Raw genomic sequence first — 15,133 nt, forward strand, 5'->3', positions numbered from 1 at the left:
TATATGAGAATTTCTCGTGTATTTTATCCTGAGATTTCTGCGCAATCCGCAATGATCACCCTTTCTGCTGAAACAAGTCATTACCTTATTCGTGTATTAAGGCATAAACAGGGTCATCAAGTTATTTTATTTAATAATACTGATGGGCTTGAGTACCTTACTGAGATCAGTCTTGCAGATCCAAAAAAAGCGATACTTCAGATATTATCTAAAACTGAAAAGCAAAATGAATCACCCATTCATATTCATCTTTTTCAGGCGCTGTCTAAGGGCGACAAGCTAGAAACAGTCATTCAAAAAGCCACTGAGCTTGGCGTCAATGAACTCACACCAATGCTAACCGAACGCGTTGATTACAAGCTTAATCAAGATCGCATAGCGCATAAACTAGATCATTGGCAGAAAATTGCCATAAGTGCCAGTGAGCAATCCGCTCGTGTATTTGTGCCTAAAGTTAATATGCCTCAAGCTTTAGCTGATGTATTAACGATCGATGCAGATATTAAGTTATTCCTATCTCCTCATAGCAATGAGACAATTACCCATCGCTATCAACAGCAATCAAATGCTAAACGTTTTGCTATTTATATCGGTCCTGAGGGTGGTTTTAGTGATAATGAGGAATCGCTTGCATTAAATAAAGGCTGTCACAGCATACGTCTTGGTAAAAGAATACTACGTACAGAAACTGCACCCTTGGCAATTATCGCCATATTGCAGGCTTTATGGGGTGATTACTGAACCTGTTTAAGAGTTGGTTTATCCCAACTACCCGTCACATCAAAACTTATTAAACCAATATTTTTAAATACCGTATTGCCTAAAAGTTTTGTGCCTAAGTAAGTCGCAAAAGCCACAACAGGACCACCAATAGCACCTGCCACTGCCGCGGTTGTTCCCGAGAAATGCGGCTGATATTTAATACGCTGATTTAACTGTTTATTAGTTATATCAACATCACCTGTCACCACCAAAGCAAAGCTAGGGGTATCAATAATCACTGAAGGGTTACTTTTTGCCAAACCATTATCAAGCGTATAAGCACCAACCACACTATTAAACGCCATCCCACGATGCTCAAAATCATCATAAGGCATAAATAAACGTTTGAAATATGAATCCAAACTTAATAAACCAATATATTTAGCAATCCCTGAATCAACCGACAACACGACGCCATTGAGTAAATCAGCCGTTGCCTTACCTGAAACAATCGAAACATTTGGCATGAAATTTGACCAGCTTAATTGCACTTGGACATTGCCAGATCCGCCTTTTAAGAAGTCATCATAGCCAAAATTATGCAGCATATTACCCCAATTTAATGAAAAGACATTTGCATGTATATAACTACCATACGAGGAAAGCTTCGCTGTTGCTAATAACTTGGCATTTGGATCATAGGCGGATAATACCGGAATCGATAATGCTCCTCCTCTAACCGTTGTTGCCATTAGAAAATTTGGGATCGAGTAACCACCTACTTGCAGGTTGATCAGCTTGACATTCATATCGGGCGTTTTACGTAGCACATCAGACGTTAATAACGTGTTTAACATCGTCATAAAGTCGTTCGTATTATTTACATTACTTTTATTATTTTTATTTTCAGTTTCTTTTTCCTTTTGTGGCAAAGCAAAAAACAAATTATCCGCACTGACTTCAATCGGTTCACTTAACGTATCAGGCACACTGATAACCAATGATTTTTGCAATTCCCCACGCGCAATATAGTTTGTATAGTTATGCGCCCTATTGGTTTGCAAAGTGACACTCTGATAATTACTACCAAAAAGGTTTAACTGATCAATACTGAGCATCACTTTTGGGCGCAGTAACTGATTAAGTTGTCGATAAACACAGTCATTATAATTTGCAACCACAAAACATCCTGTTTGACTAAGTTCTTTATCAACCATCGGCACATCTAAGTGCAAAACCTGCTGCCATTGTTCTTTATTTGCTACATTTATAATATCAGCACTACTGATACTTTGCATTGCATTGACTATCAGCTGGCTACTTATTGTTGATAGCTGCCCATATAAGCCAACATCAGACACAACACCCTTGTCATTGACATTAAGACTTGCGCTTATCTTGTCCTGATGCTTGATATCCAACTTGCTACTAAGATGCCATGAGGCTATCTTCTTTTCTGATTGATTTTTTTGCCATGTGCTTTTTAATAACAATGGCGTATATTCAAAGCTTTTTTTCGTTAGCGGTTCACCCAAGTTATTTTGCCAACCCAGTAAATTAGAGCTCACTTGCAAAATACCTTCATTGATATTACCTTTAATCACAAAGTCAAATGGCAACACACCTTGCATCACATGATATATCCCATAATCTAATTGCTCAGCACTGAATCTAGGCGAAAATTTGACAGATGCTCCTCCTTCAAGGTTAATACTCGGATTTTCAAGATCAGCGACATCTACCACACCCTTGACATTAAAGGGTATTTTCATATTCAAAAATCCTGAAAGATTTTGAATTTTGAGCGTCTGATTATTAATCAGCACTTCAGCATTAACATCATAAAGTGATTTAGACAGCGGTTTTTTAATATCAACAACACCCGATTTAAGTTCAACTTTACCTGCAAAGCGATCCTTTTTTGTATGATCACCCAGAGCAATACCAATATTAAGCTTGGCATTAATGTCCCCTTGATACTCAGCATATTGATTAATTTGTTGTGCCAAGGTTCCATATTTCGTTTGCGCTAAATACGCATAGGCATGTTGGCTATTCGTTGCAACATCGGCATCGATACTGAAGATTGCCGGTACATCCGGCGCAATATTATCAATCTTCAAATCGACATTTTTGATCGGAATACCAGCTAAAAATCCCCCATTAACCTTAGCAGTAAATACCTCATTATCAAAATGCAAAGCACCCATAACTTGATGAGCGACACCTAAACCAAAATAAGGCGACAAACTACCCTCTTGAATGGTCGCATCAATCTTAAATATGCCATCATTGTTGGGATATGGAATTTTGTGGGCAATGCCATTTATTACAAAGCTTGCATCTAGTTTTTTAGCACCATATAAACACTGCATTAACCAATCATACAACGGTTTAGGGATTCCTTTTTGCGGCAAAAAGGCCTGATATTCAGTTGTGAGGTTTTGTCCATTAATCTTGCCCTTAAGATCAAGGCTAAAGTCTTTAGGAGTAGTTAATGGCACATCAACGGAGCCTTCAGTCGTAAAATGAATATTCGCATTCGTTAATGCTAAATTATCAACCACAAAGCGGATTTTTGAAGGCTCTTTGATAATATCTATATTTCCCCTAACTGTAAGCTCAGGCCAATCACGGCTAAATATATGATTCTCTGCCATATCAAAATTTGGCGAGTCTATGCTTAGTTTTACATGATTCTCACGCCACCAAACGTTGCCACTTAAGCCTTTAAAATCGACATTATGATCGCTATTAGCAATGCCTAGATCATTAAAATGCGCCTTTAATTGCATACCACTTAAACTAAAATCCTGAAGATCAAAACTAAAGCTCACATCACTTAGCACACCAGAGAGCACAATGTTTTTACGCCAATCACTGGTTTCCATCTGCACTAATGACGAGAAATCCGCTAAATCAAGTCGTGGAATATTCATCACTAAGCGGTGTTGGTCTAATGAAAAAAGAGCTGATCTGAAGGTATATCGCTTATGATTCGTTACAAAAGACAAAGGATTAGCACCTAATACAAAGCGATTTTGATAACGGAATAATCGCAAATTAAATACGATATTACTGTATATTGACTCATCTAATTGACTGGTTTTAAACTCAGCTTTTGATAACTCACCCATGATCATCACTGAATCTAGTCCTTTAACTGAGCTGACCACTGACAATGCCAACTGATGATCGATTAGCTGAGATATTTTTACTTGTTGTGTCACGTTATCAATTAAGGTTGCCAAAACATTATGCTTATCATTTAAGGTACTATCGAAATAGTATTTTCCGTCTTTTTCTTCAACAACAGAAACAATATCAATCTGACTAGGATGATTATTTTCATCATGTTCTTTTTGCGGTTGTAGTGTCAAGCGTAAAACGCCTTTTGCTTGAGTTCTTTGCTGATAATTTGCATTAACTATCAGTTTTGCCAATGATTGAGGATTTTTATGAATATCAACGCGCATATTCTGCAATTCAAGATTATTTTGCTGCAATAAATAATCCAAGATACTTGACAAGCGAGTGCCGACTTCATCAATCTCCGCGACTGATAAAGATTGCAACATTCGATAATCGAAACCTTTGCCACTGGAATAAAAGACAAGTTTAGGTGCTGCCACAGTGACGTCTCTGGTCACAAAGCGCCAACTCATTAGCGATTGCCAGGCATTGATATGCACAGTCATTCTAGGAATATTAAGAGAAAACCCTCTATCTTTAACCTTGACATCTCTGACTTCAATCACAGGATTGATACCATGCCAGCTGGCATACTCTACCTTTAAAGAAACACTAGAGCCCGTTACCTTTGACAACACATCTTCAATCGAGCTTTGATAAGCAGGTAAAAGCCTTAAAACACCATAGCCAACGACACACGCAACAATAAGAAAAGTAGCAAATACTGAACTTAACCATAATATAAATATTCTTCTTTTCATAAATTGCTGCTCATTAGATCCATAATTACATTAGCACGATATCATACATTTCTTGAGCATAGCTTAATTCTGGCTGAAGTTTAATGGGTTTACCAATAATAATTTCTAACTCACCTAGACCAAACGATTCATCATTTTGCAAGGCATCAATTACCGAGTTTGCAGCAACAATCAAAAAGCCATTGCTTTGGTAAGCATTTGCCTCACGATTAATCTCGCGAAAAATCTCATAACAAATGCTTTGTACTGATTTAATGCGACCTTTTCCTTGGCACATCGGGCAAGGCTCGCATAAAAACTGTGCCAGACTTTCCTGCGTGCGCTTACGCGTCATCTCAACTAAACCAAGCTCTGATAAAGGTGAAAATGTCGTACGTGCATAGTCAAGTTCCAACGCCTTTTCAAGTGCTTCTAAGACTTGAGCTTTATGCTCTTCCTCAGACATATCAATAAAATCAACAATGATAATACCGCCAAGATTTCTTAGTCTTAACTGCCTTGTTAAAACGCGTACTGCCTCTAAATTAGTTTTAAAAATTGTCTCTTCAAGATTGACCATACCGACATAACCACCGGTATTGACATCAATCGTTGTCATAGCTTCAGTTTGATCAATAACAATATGCCCACCAGATTTTAATGGCACTTTACGCTCAAGCGCACGTGATAACTCTTCTTCAACACCATACATATCAAAGATTGGTGTATTTGAGCTATATAACTCCAGTTTCTCACGTACTCCAGGCACAAATTTATCACTAAAGCGGCATAGCTCACTATACATATCGATATTATCAATGCGAATGCGCTCAACCTTATCATTGGCAAAGTCTCTTAACGCACGCATAAGCAGGCTTAAGTCTTGATAAACAACACCAGGCTTTGTCACAGTACTGGCTGAATCGACGACGTCCTGCCATAGGTTTTGCAAGAAATTAATATCCTTTCTAAGCTCCTCAGAAGATAAGCCCTCAGCAACCGTGCGAATGATAAATCCGCGTGGATAATCAGAGCCAATCGCCTCTTTCATTACTTGCTGCAAACGCTCACGCTCTTCCTCGGATTCAATGCGCAAAGAAATACCGATATGATCTAAATCTGGCATATGCACTAAATAGCGCGACGCTAATGACAAATGCGCACTTAAACGCGCACCTTTGCTACCTAATGGGTCTTTAAGCACTTGCACCAAGATGCTTTGCCCTTCTCTCAGCCAATGACGCACATCAGCTTCTTTGCTGTTTAAGTCAATGCCAGCACTTTCATCTGAAGCAATCGGCATAACATCAGAAACATGTAAAAAGCCAGAGCGCTCAAGCCCTATATCAACAAACGCAGCCTGCATTCCAGGTAAAACCCGCGTGATTTTCCCTTTATAAATATTGCCAACAATACCGCGCTGATTCTCACGCTCAAAATGCACTTCCTGCAACACACCGTTTTCGATCACGGCAACCCGCTTTTCGTGTGCTGCTATATTCATTAAAATCTCTGCTTTTACCATAACAGCCACTACCAAAATCAAAATAATTTATCCATGCACAGTTTACTGGATTTAACTCGGTGCAGCAGTAGTTTTTACAGTGTTTTTGGACTTTAATTACTTAAGCTTGATTGCCACCATGCGTAAACGCACATAATCAGCATACCACTGCCCATCTTGATATTGTGTACCTTTTGCCAACGACTCAACCTCGCTTAAATAATCTTCATGACTATCATTTGGAATCTGGCTTAAGACATCATTGCGAAACATCTTTACCCAATTGCGTAAGCCCTCACCTGTTTGCAATAAGGTTGGGCGATCAAAATGAACAGCAAATGTCACACGGAAACCGTTATTTTCAAGTAATGTCGCATATTCTGCGATTGATGGGTAAAAATTAAAAGCACTAAACTTTGTTACACCATAAGCTTGAGCTGCTGTCTCAATCGCAGTTAGCACATTATTAACATTGCCTTTACCACCCATCTCAAAAACAAAGCGTCCATTGGATTTTAGCACTTCTTTGATATTTTTAATCACCGCATCGGCATTGTGCATCCAATGAAGGGCAGCATTAGAAAAAACAGCATCAAAACTTTCTTTGGCAAAAGGAAAAGTCAATTCTGCATTGTGCTGTGTAAACTCAATATGTGGATAATCTTTATTTGCCTGCTCAACCATTGACTGCGCAAAATCAATTCCACAGACCTTATGACTCCTTTTGGAAATTTCGTAACTTAACTCACCATTGCCACAACCTAAATCTAATATGACTTCATTTTGTTGAGGCGCCAGTAACTCAACCACCTCATAACCGTAGTTGGTGACAAAATTATGTTGTGTTGTATAACGCTTAACATCCCATTGTGTTGTCATTGTTTTATCCTCAATTGACCGTTTGAGGTTTCATTATTGTGAATAACCTAAGACTCGTCAAAAATGACAAGCAAACTTCCTTATAAGATTCAGCCCAACAACCTTCACCTTTTGATGGTTTGCTTTGCCAGCCTAATAAATTCATGGCTATCGGCAAAGTAATTTGGATAAGCTTTCTTAAGCTCCTTCAGAGGTTGCGCATTAATTAAAACAATATCTGTGTTTCGATCATCATTAAATTGTTTTTCAAGAGCTAAATAAGTTTCAACCGCCCTTTGATAACCATTTTTTGTAAAAGGCTGAATTTTAATTTCTTGATCCTGCAAAATAAGTAAATAATACTCGCCAATACTTGGCGCTTTTTTGTCTATAAATTGTGTCGTTACTCTATATTTTGATAAAGTAGCTAGTGCATTAAGTTCATTATCAAGTTTAATTATTTGATCAACATTATTATCACCAAACAGTCCTGTCGTTGGCAATTGTTCCATTTTGGCAAACTCATCCGATACTCGAGCAAAAAACTCTAACCATTTTTCATTACCTGTACTTGCTTTTAACATCTCTCGATTAAAAAGTCCTACAATTTCCACAGCAGTTGCCCAAGCATGCTGCACCTTTGTTCTTAATTGAACCTCTACCGTCAAACCTTGATATTTAGCATTTTCTTCTTTTGTTGGATTATATTTATAGCTCAAGTGCAGACTTCTATAACCTGATTTCTTTGGAGAATCAAAGTAGTTTTTCTCAATTTTTATTACTTTTTTTGCCAGTTGATCAGCAAGCGTTAACACTTGCTCTTTACTCGCCAAAACACATCGACAACCACCTATATCTTGCATTCTACTAAGTTTCATTTCTAAATAGCGCTGCAGCTTTGCAGTAATAGAAGGAGTCCGCTTAAGTCTTTGGCTCAAAATAGCACCTTTATCCAAAATCTTAGCTTTCTGCTTTAGTAATTTATAGGCGACAGTTAGTGGCTGTGCATGCATTGCCCTCCAGTTAGATAGTGCTTGTAAAGCTTCATCTGTTACATGATTTCTCAGGATTTTTCCTGCCTTATCAGCCTGGCTTTTTGAGATTGTTTGTTCGTCTGTAACCATAACGTCCTGACTTTACTGATAATATCAAATTCTTTTAGTCATTATGACAGTAAATAACAAATAGTCTAACGGCATAACAGATATTCAACATTTTAATTTAGAAAATCTTTTTGGTACCAGAGGCCGGACTCGAACCGGCACAGTGTTGCCACCGGTGGATTTTGAATCCACTGCGTCTACCAATTTCGCCACTCTGGCACACAAACTCGTGTGAATGATAAATTGAGCTTCTCGCATCGCGAGAACAGGTGCTATTCTAGCTAAAGGACACCTGATGTCAAACACTATTTAAGCTTTTATAATAATTTATGATGAATCAAGACAAACTCAATCAAAATATCTTGATAAAAATGCCGACAAAGCACTCTCTGAGGCGGACTTATCTACTTTTGCCTTACCAATTGCATCTAGCAGAATAAGCGTAATACCTGCTGTGGTATTTTTCTTATCACGTAACATTGTGGCGATAAATTCTGTCTTACTCAATCCTTTTGGTAACGCCACGGGCAATGAGAAGTACTGCAGTAGTGCGCGTATTCTTTCAACAACCAATTCATCAACAAATCCCAAAGTTTGTGATAACTCGGCAGCCATTAGCATGCCAATAGCAACCGCCTCACCATGCTTTAACCCTTGATAGTTTTGACAACACTCAATGGCATGTCCAAAGGTATGCCCAAGATTTAAAAGTGCACGCACACCCGTTTTTTCTTCTTCATCAAGGCTTACTACACGCGCTTTAAGCTCGCAGCTTTTGGCAATCGCATAGATCAATGCATTTGAATCATGCGCTATTAATAGCTGAGTATTTTGCTCAAGCCATGCAAAGAAATCAGCATCAATAATACAGCCATATTTGATCACTTCTGCCATACCTGCGGCAAATTCACGTTGAGGTAAAGTCTTTAAAAATTGCGTTGACGTCATCACCAATTGCGGCTGAAAAAAAGCGCCAATCATATTCTTACCCAGTGGGTGATTAATTGCCGTTTTACCGCCAACCGAAGAATCTACTTGTGATAACAAAGTCGTTGGAATCTGAATAACATTAGCACCGCGCTGATACGTAGCCGCTGCAAACCCTGTAATATCACCGATAACGCCACCACCTAACGCAATAAGCACACAGTTACGTGTGTAATTACGCTCAAGCAAATGTTGATAAATCGTATTTAAAGAATCACTGTTTTTATAGGCTTCACCATCGGCTAAAATACAATGCGCATATTTAAAACATTCATCTTTAATGGCTTTATCCAATTGTGATAAATACAAATCAGCAATTATGGTATTGGTAACAACCAACACTTCTTTGCTGTTGATATAGGAAATAAGTTTTGTAAAATCAATATCAGGCGAAATCATGACAGGGTAACTTGGCTTACCCTTCGGAGCAACGACAACCTCGGTGATCACACCGCCTCTTCCATTAATAGATTTGTGATTTTTTGCACGACATTGCGCACGGTCGTTTCACTTGTCTCAATGGTAATATCGGCGATCTCTTGATATAACGGCTCACGCTCTGCCATCAACTTCTTCAGTTGTGCTTCCTTATCATCGACTTGTAATAATGGACGCTTCTTATCTTTGGCTGTACGCTCTAATTGTTGCTCAATTGAGGCTTGCAAATAGACTACTTTGCCACGTGATGACAACAGCGTTCTATTCTCAGGCAGAATAATCGCACCCCCTCCAGTAGCCAAAACAATACCTTGACGAGTCGCTAAATCACCGAGCACTTCTTGCTCTCTTTTTCTAAAGCCTTCTTCGCCCTCAATATCAAAAATCCAATCAATATCAACGCCACAACGTTGTTCAATTTCACGATCTGAATCGACAAAATCAAGCTTAAGCTCACTTGCTAATTGACGACCTATTGTACTCTTGCCAGCACCAACTGGCCCAATCAAGAAAACATTTTGAGTAATAATCATTTTTCTCTACATTACGTTTAATGTGTTTAACACATAGACCCACAACACGATCATAACCTTGCATGATCCACTTCAAAAAACCAAAACAAAATACACAAAAAAGTCATTTTAAGCAAGATTTTTTGCACTAAAGAGATCTTGGCATAACGGATAGATTTTTTATTTTTTTGCCGGTGTTCAACAGCTTTTATCATCACTTTTTGCTATGATTTCCCAAGTTTATGAATAATGGAAATACATCGTGAAGCGCAAATGGCTGCCTAGCAAAGAGGAATTGAAAGAACATAAATGGTTGCGCTTTTTACACAAACACATGCACCATAATTTCTTATGGCAATTTGACAAAAGCAGTGTCAGCAAAGCCTGTGCTATCGGTGGTTTTATGTGTATGATGCCGATGCCATTTCAAATGGTGCCTGCAGCAATCTTAGCACTATTTTTGCGTGCCAACTTAATTATTGCTGTTGCCTTAGTATGGATAAGCAATCCCATTACCATGCTACCAATGATGTATGGCGCCTATTTGTTTGGCTGCTTTATTCTAGGCAAAACACCACTTTTTTATGAAGACCATTTTGAGTGGCATCAGATGATCACACATATCCACAATATTTTTATGCCACTGATAACAGGATGCGTGATTATCGGCTTGATCCTTGGAATCATACTGGCAAGCATTAGTTGGTTTGGATTTACATTGTTTAAGCCCAAACATAATTAAAGTAGCCGTACCCTGAGCGTAAGTCGAAGGGTATACTTAGGTAATGGATTAGGAATAAGTTGAGTTGTAATCACCCCTCACCCGTACAGCTTAAGCTGTACGAGCAATCCCACAAGGGGAAAGACACTAACTCATTATTATTAGAAAGCTTAGCTTACAAAGGCGTCGACTTACGCTTATAAGATAGGTAAAAACAAGTAGGAACATACGACAGGAAATTGCAATATGCTAAACAAAAAGCTTCTTTCATCCAACAACACTGAGCATTTTATCTATGGCGTGATGCTTATTGGACTCATTCTGGTCTTTTGGAGTCCGATTGGTATGATGAAAATCTCAATGGAAAACACATTAATGCTCTATGTGTGGCGTGGGATTACCGCACTTTTTTGTTGGATTGTGATTTTAATTTTATTTACCGCGAGTCGTGATGCACGAAATGGTATTTTAGCCACATTTCATGCACTTTCCACTTGGATTAAAAGTCTGATCATCTTATTCTTTTGCATTGGTATTATCTCAGCAAGCTTGGCGTTTCATCCAGCGACTGCTTTTAAAGGCATATCGATCGATATCACACTGCTACTTAGCGTGCTATTCTTAGCGCATTACTTTAGTCAATTCCCTGATCATGTTCGTTGGCTTATTGGCGCTGTGATTATTTGCGCTATTAGCTACTTATTTGTGCTGATACTCAATGTGTTACTGGCACACTTTTATTTCCCACCGAAAATTGCACAGTTTAACTTTCCTGAGTTTTTCTTGCGTCAATTTAACTTTGCTAATCCACGTTTTTTCGATCACTTTGCTACTTGGTTTTTGCCAATTTTATGCTTACCGTTATTAAGTCATAATTATAGTCGTGGATTTAAAGTATTAAGCTTAATTGCCATGGCGTCTCTTTGGTTTGTTATTATCGCACATAGCTCACGCGCTTTAATTCTCGAGTACATTGTTATCACGATTGTTCTTGGTGTTTTAAACCATAAAATATTGATACGTTTTCTTGGCTGGCAAATCTTTGCTTTTATTATCGGTGCAATTGTATTTTATCTCATTCATCAAATCGTAGGCGGCAGCTACTTATTGGATCGTGACTTTCTTGCCAATCAAGATCGCTGGAGCTTATGGGCGAAATCACTGGCATTAGCCGCACACTACCCTCTTCTTGGCGTTGGTGAGTTAAACGCGCTGTACTATCTAAGAGACTATCCGCATAATATCATCTTAACCATTGCCTGTCAGTGGGGCGTTATCGGACTGATGTGCTTTCTACTGGTTGGTTTACGTGCTTTTCGCCGCGCGTGTGAATATATGCACAAGCACAAGCAATCGGCTTTATATTTTATTGCCTTTGCTAGTGTGCTGGCAGGGATGACCCATGCATTGGTCAGTAATCTCTTCAAATTACAATTAAGTCAATTTAGCTTAGTCTTTGCCATGGGACTATTACTATCCTTTATGCCACAGTTTATGAAAAAAAATCAAGAATCTAAAAGAAGCATGCAAAAAAAATGCCATCTAGTATTGATGGCACTTTGTTTTATGTTGATTACTTTATTGTTTACATTACCGTTTTTATATCAGACGGCTATTTAAAGTTAGATACCATCACAAGGGTCAGCACTAAAGCTTGTCCCTGTTGAAGAGCATGCCCAAGTTACACCCGCACTTCCGACTGACGGGGTAAAGAATACTGTATTACCACTTAAAGTACCTGCTGCTCCAGTAAATTTGTAGGTAATAACACCTGCTGCATTTGAAACAACTCCACCATATTTACCCGTCTTGGTACCACCGGTTGTTGCTAGCCCTGAAATAGTACCGCTCGTAATCCCTTTAGAGTTAATCTGCTCAGCCACATACGTCTTATCTGAGCCAATAAACGAATATGCTTCCGCTGTTTTCGCACGCTCGGTATAACTGGTATACATCGGAATCGCAATCGCGGTTAAAATCGCAATAATTGCAATTACAATCAATAATTCAATTAACGAGAAACCTTTTTGCTTTCTCATTTTTCTAATTTGCTTAATATCCATTGTTATTCTCCTCTTTATTTATGTTTATTATTTCATGTTTTTCATGTTGGTTGGGGGCACAATAAGCGCTTGAGCTTTTTGTATTAGAAAGCTAGCTCACAGTTTCTTTTTGCGCAAGTACGTTATCGAAAAAAATAGTTTTTTTTAAGCTTAATTTAGTAAAAAACGAAATAAGCTCATCTAATGTGCGAGATTAGCCATAAGCCATTAACAACAACAGCCTAATTATCGCACAGATAATCGATAATAACGTTTAAGCATACTCTCATTACCACTAACACCTCCACAGTGCAGATAGATAATGGGTTGAGGTAATTCATGATAAGACTCAAGCATTACCCGCCACGTTAATGGGTCATACAACAAGTCAAACTCAATGCCCGTTTGTTCTTTAAGCTTATAATACATTGCCAAATGCTCAGGATAGCAAACGCCGAAGTGATACTTCTTTAAAGGTGATAGTATTGTTGGTAAACGCCATTTTCCTTGAGACAATGCATTCATTTGATCATATAAATAATCCTTATCACCAACGCAAGCCACGGTATACACTTGATAAGCCTGATCGATATGCTGTTGTAAATACAAGGCACTCACTCCCGTACCAGAAGCAATAACAATACTCGCTTGACTTGTTTGGCTTATATTGCGTGATGTAAGATAATCATTAATTTCCATGGCACAGAGTTTTAAGCCTTCTTCAGCACGAGCATCTGCACCACCTTGTGCTAAAAACAAGGTATCTGAATCTTCTTTATAATGACTTTTGATATTTGCTAAAGTTAATGCTTGATCAGTACAATGTGCTGTCATCCCAAGTGATAATGCCTCTTTATAATTACCAAAGGGCATATTTTTCAGTGTTTTGGGCAATGATTTTAACCAATAATCAAAGGACAGTTTATGCAAAGCGCAAAATTGTGCTAATGCCAGCATATAATTGGATTGCGCACCGCCAAAAGATACGATTTTGTTGATGTGTGGATTATGCTTGATATGCTTGATAAGCCAATAAAGCTTATAAGCCTTATTGCCTGAGAACAGCGGATGAATTAAGTCATCGCGTTTTATAATAAATGCTAAGCCATCAACCTCGACTTCCTCGAAGATTGGCTTTTTGAAATGGATGATAATTAGATCTCCATCATCTCAAAGTCTTCTTTACCGACGCCACAATCAGGGCATTCAAAGTCATCCGGAATATCTTCCCACTTGGTGCCAGGATGGATACCATCTTCTGGCCAGCCTTCTGCCTCGTCGTAAATCCAACCACATACCACACACATATATCTTTTGTATTCTAATTCTGACATCTCTTGACTCTTTGGCTTACTAATTAACATTCTGACACCTGTAACAGTGGGTTCGTCCAAATTATGGCGCACATCTTACTGTTTTGTGTTGTTAATGTTAAGTGATTTATCTTCTAATATTTTATTCATCATGACATCATTTTGCTGCCACAGCGCATTAATCCACGCTTGAAAGCGCGTCTTTGCAGCATCATCTTGGTAATAACCTTGATACGGAATATCCTCTGGCTCAATCAATTCAATATGAATATGCACTTCATTAATAACGCCACATAGAAAATCCCAGAAACTCGGGAAATTTTCAGGATAAACAATCGTCACATTTAAAACCCCTTTGATCTTATCACCTAAGACATCTAAGGCAAGTGCGACACCTCCGGCTTTGGGTTGTAATAAATGCTTAAATTGCTTGCCGCCTTTGAGATGTTTTTGCGGGGTGAAACGCGTCCCTTCAACAAAATTAACAACTGATACATGGCGATTTTTAAAGCGTTGACAAGCGCGTCTTGTCTCAAGCAAATCTTTACCTTTTTTCTCAGGGTGCTTTTTAAGATAGTGTTTTGAATAACGTTTCATTAACGGAAAATCCAACGCCCAACAGGCAATACCAATGATTGGCACATAGATAAGCTCTTTTTTCATAAAGAACTTGGCAAAGGGGATTTTATTTAAAAACACCTGCTGCAATACGACGATATCAAGCCAGCTTTGATGATTGCTTAAAATCAAATACGAGCGACACATACTAAAGTCCTGATAACCACTGACAATATATTTTGTCGGCAAAAGACATAAACTCACTTTGTTATTAATTGTCATCCACGACGTTGCTAAGAACATTAACATTTTCCCCACCGTATTTTGCCAAGCCTTTTGCGGAATTAATTTCAACAATGACAATATAATCACCGGTGCGCCAAAAATAATCGTATTAATAATCAACAATAGCAACAGCACAACCCCAACTGCAATATGCCATATTCTTTTCACACCTGCTCTC

13 protein-coding genes and 1 tRNA gene are annotated in these 15,133 nt (G+C 38.4%); 3 read left to right on the plus strand and 11 right to left on the minus strand.

What is annotated here, in order from left to right:
* Window positions 1-3: 3 nt before the first annotated feature.
* A complete protein-coding gene (locus F3D68_RS04680) occupies window positions 4-741 on the plus strand; it encodes a 16S rRNA (uracil(1498)-N(3))-methyltransferase (RefSeq protein WP_151193300.1) in 738 nt (245 codons plus the stop codon).
* Here F3D68_RS04680 and F3D68_RS04685 read toward each other — a convergent pair.
* The 7 genes from F3D68_RS04685 to aroK all read right to left on the minus strand — a co-directional run bounded on the left by F3D68_RS04685 (window position 735) and on the right by aroK (window position 10,057).
* Window positions 735-4,655 (minus strand): YhdP family protein, encoded by a 3,921-nt coding sequence (locus F3D68_RS04685; protein ID WP_151193301.1) that lies wholly within the window; start codon window positions 4,653-4,655, stop codon window positions 735-737. The genes F3D68_RS04680 and F3D68_RS04685 overlap by 7 nt on opposite strands.
* A gap of 25 nt (window positions 4,656-4,680) precedes the next feature.
* Entirely contained in the window at window positions 4,681-6,159 is a 1,479-nt protein-coding gene (gene rng / locus F3D68_RS04690; protein WP_224728233.1) for a ribonuclease G, read from the minus strand.
* Window positions 6,160-6,255: 96 nt separating this feature from the next.
* Entirely contained in the window at window positions 6,256-7,017 is a 762-nt protein-coding gene (locus F3D68_RS04695; protein WP_151193303.1) for a class I SAM-dependent methyltransferase, read from the minus strand.
* Between the two features lie 104 nt (window positions 7,018-7,121).
* Window positions 7,122-8,120: a RelA/SpoT domain-containing protein gene (locus tag F3D68_RS04700; RefSeq protein WP_151193304.1), complete on the minus strand. Its 999-nt coding sequence runs from the start codon at window positions 8,118-8,120 to the stop codon at window positions 7,122-7,124.
* A gap of 111 nt (window positions 8,121-8,231) precedes the next feature.
* A tRNA-Leu gene (locus tag F3D68_RS04705) sits at window positions 8,232-8,318 on the minus strand.
* 129 nt (window positions 8,319-8,447) lie between these two features.
* Window positions 8,448-9,536, minus strand: coding sequence for a 3-dehydroquinate synthase (aroB, locus tag F3D68_RS04710; RefSeq protein ID WP_224728234.1), 1,089 nt, complete (start codon window positions 9,534-9,536; stop codon window positions 8,448-8,450).
* The gene (aroK, locus tag F3D68_RS04715) at window positions 9,533-10,057 is read right to left on the minus strand and encodes a shikimate kinase AroK (RefSeq protein ID WP_117003305.1); all 525 of its coding nucleotides are present in this window, start codon (window positions 10,055-10,057) and stop codon (window positions 9,533-9,535) included. Before aroK ends, aroB begins: the two co-directional genes overlap by 4 nt.
* Before the next feature lie 241 nt (window positions 10,058-10,298).
* Between aroK and F3D68_RS04720 the strand changes: the two genes are divergently transcribed.
* Window positions 10,299-10,778, plus strand: a complete 480-nt coding sequence (locus F3D68_RS04720) for a DUF2062 domain-containing protein (RefSeq protein WP_151193305.1) — start codon at window positions 10,299-10,301, stop codon at window positions 10,776-10,778.
* A gap of 225 nt (window positions 10,779-11,003) precedes the next feature.
* Window positions 11,004-12,377 carry an O-antigen ligase family protein gene (locus F3D68_RS04725; protein ID WP_151193306.1) on the plus strand — a complete coding sequence of 458 codons (1,374 nt, stop codon included), beginning with the start codon at window positions 11,004-11,006 and terminating at the stop codon, window positions 12,375-12,377.
* Between the two features lie 2 nt (window positions 12,378-12,379).
* Here F3D68_RS04725 and F3D68_RS04730 read toward each other — a convergent pair whose 3' ends face one another.
* The 4 genes from F3D68_RS04730 to F3D68_RS04745 form a co-directional block, all read right to left on the minus strand.
* The gene (locus tag F3D68_RS04730; protein ID WP_151193307.1) at window positions 12,380-12,820 is read right to left on the minus strand and encodes a prepilin-type N-terminal cleavage/methylation domain-containing protein; all 441 of its coding nucleotides are present in this window, start codon (window positions 12,818-12,820) and stop codon (window positions 12,380-12,382) included.
* A 225-nt stretch (window positions 12,821-13,045) separates the two neighbouring features.
* Window positions 13,046-13,756 (minus strand): 1-aminocyclopropane-1-carboxylate deaminase, encoded by a 711-nt coding sequence (locus F3D68_RS04735; protein ID WP_224728235.1) that lies wholly within the window; start codon window positions 13,754-13,756, stop codon window positions 13,046-13,048.
* 197 nt (window positions 13,757-13,953) lie between these two features.
* Window positions 13,954-14,133 (minus strand): rubredoxin, encoded by a 180-nt coding sequence (locus F3D68_RS04740; RefSeq protein WP_117003344.1) that lies wholly within the window; start codon window positions 14,131-14,133, stop codon window positions 13,954-13,956.
* Between the two features lie 75 nt (window positions 14,134-14,208).
* Window positions 14,209-15,123 carry an acyltransferase gene (locus F3D68_RS04745; RefSeq protein ID WP_191092701.1) on the minus strand — a complete coding sequence of 305 codons (915 nt, stop codon included), beginning with the start codon at window positions 15,121-15,123 and terminating at the stop codon, window positions 14,209-14,211.
* Window positions 15,124-15,133 lie beyond the last annotated feature (10 nt).

Origin of the sequence: Cysteiniphilum sp. JM-1 (assembly GCF_008711525.1) — a bacterium.
Taxonomy (GTDB): Bacteria; Pseudomonadota; Gammaproteobacteria; order Francisellales; family Francisellaceae; genus Caedibacter.

What these genes read in the sequence shown, in the direction of transcription:
- F3D68_RS04680 (WP_151193300.1), top strand. Translation starts at nt 4, where the DNA reads ATGAGAATTTCTCGTGTATTTTATCCTGAGATTTCTGCGCAATCCGCA.
- F3D68_RS04685 (WP_151193301.1), bottom strand. Translation starts at nt 4,655, where the DNA reads ATGAAAAGAAGAATATTTATATTATGGTTAAGTTCAGTATTTGCTACT.
- rng (WP_224728233.1), bottom strand. Translation starts at nt 6,159, where the DNA reads ATGGTAAAAGCAGAGATTTTAATGAATATAGCAGCACACGAAAAGCGG.
- F3D68_RS04695 (WP_151193303.1), bottom strand. Translation starts at nt 7,017, where the DNA reads ATGACAACACAATGGGATGTTAAGCGTTATACAACACAACATAATTTT.
- F3D68_RS04700 (WP_151193304.1), bottom strand. Translation starts at nt 8,120, where the DNA reads ATGGTTACAGACGAACAAACAATCTCAAAAAGCCAGGCTGATAAGGCA.
- aroK (WP_117003305.1), bottom strand. Translation starts at nt 10,057, where the DNA reads ATGATTATTACTCAAAATGTTTTCTTGATTGGGCCAGTTGGTGCTGGC.
- F3D68_RS04725 (WP_151193306.1), top strand. Translation starts at nt 11,004, where the DNA reads ATGCTAAACAAAAAGCTTCTTTCATCCAACAACACTGAGCATTTTATC.
- F3D68_RS04730 (WP_151193307.1), bottom strand. Translation starts at nt 12,820, where the DNA reads ATGGATATTAAGCAAATTAGAAAAATGAGAAAGCAAAAAGGTTTCTCG.
- F3D68_RS04735 (WP_224728235.1), bottom strand. Translation starts at nt 13,756, where the DNA reads ATGCTGGCATTAGCACAATTTTGCGCTTTGCATAAACTGTCCTTTGAT.
- F3D68_RS04740 (WP_117003344.1), bottom strand. Translation starts at nt 14,133, where the DNA reads ATGTCAGAATTAGAATACAAAAGATATATGTGTGTGGTATGTGGTTGG.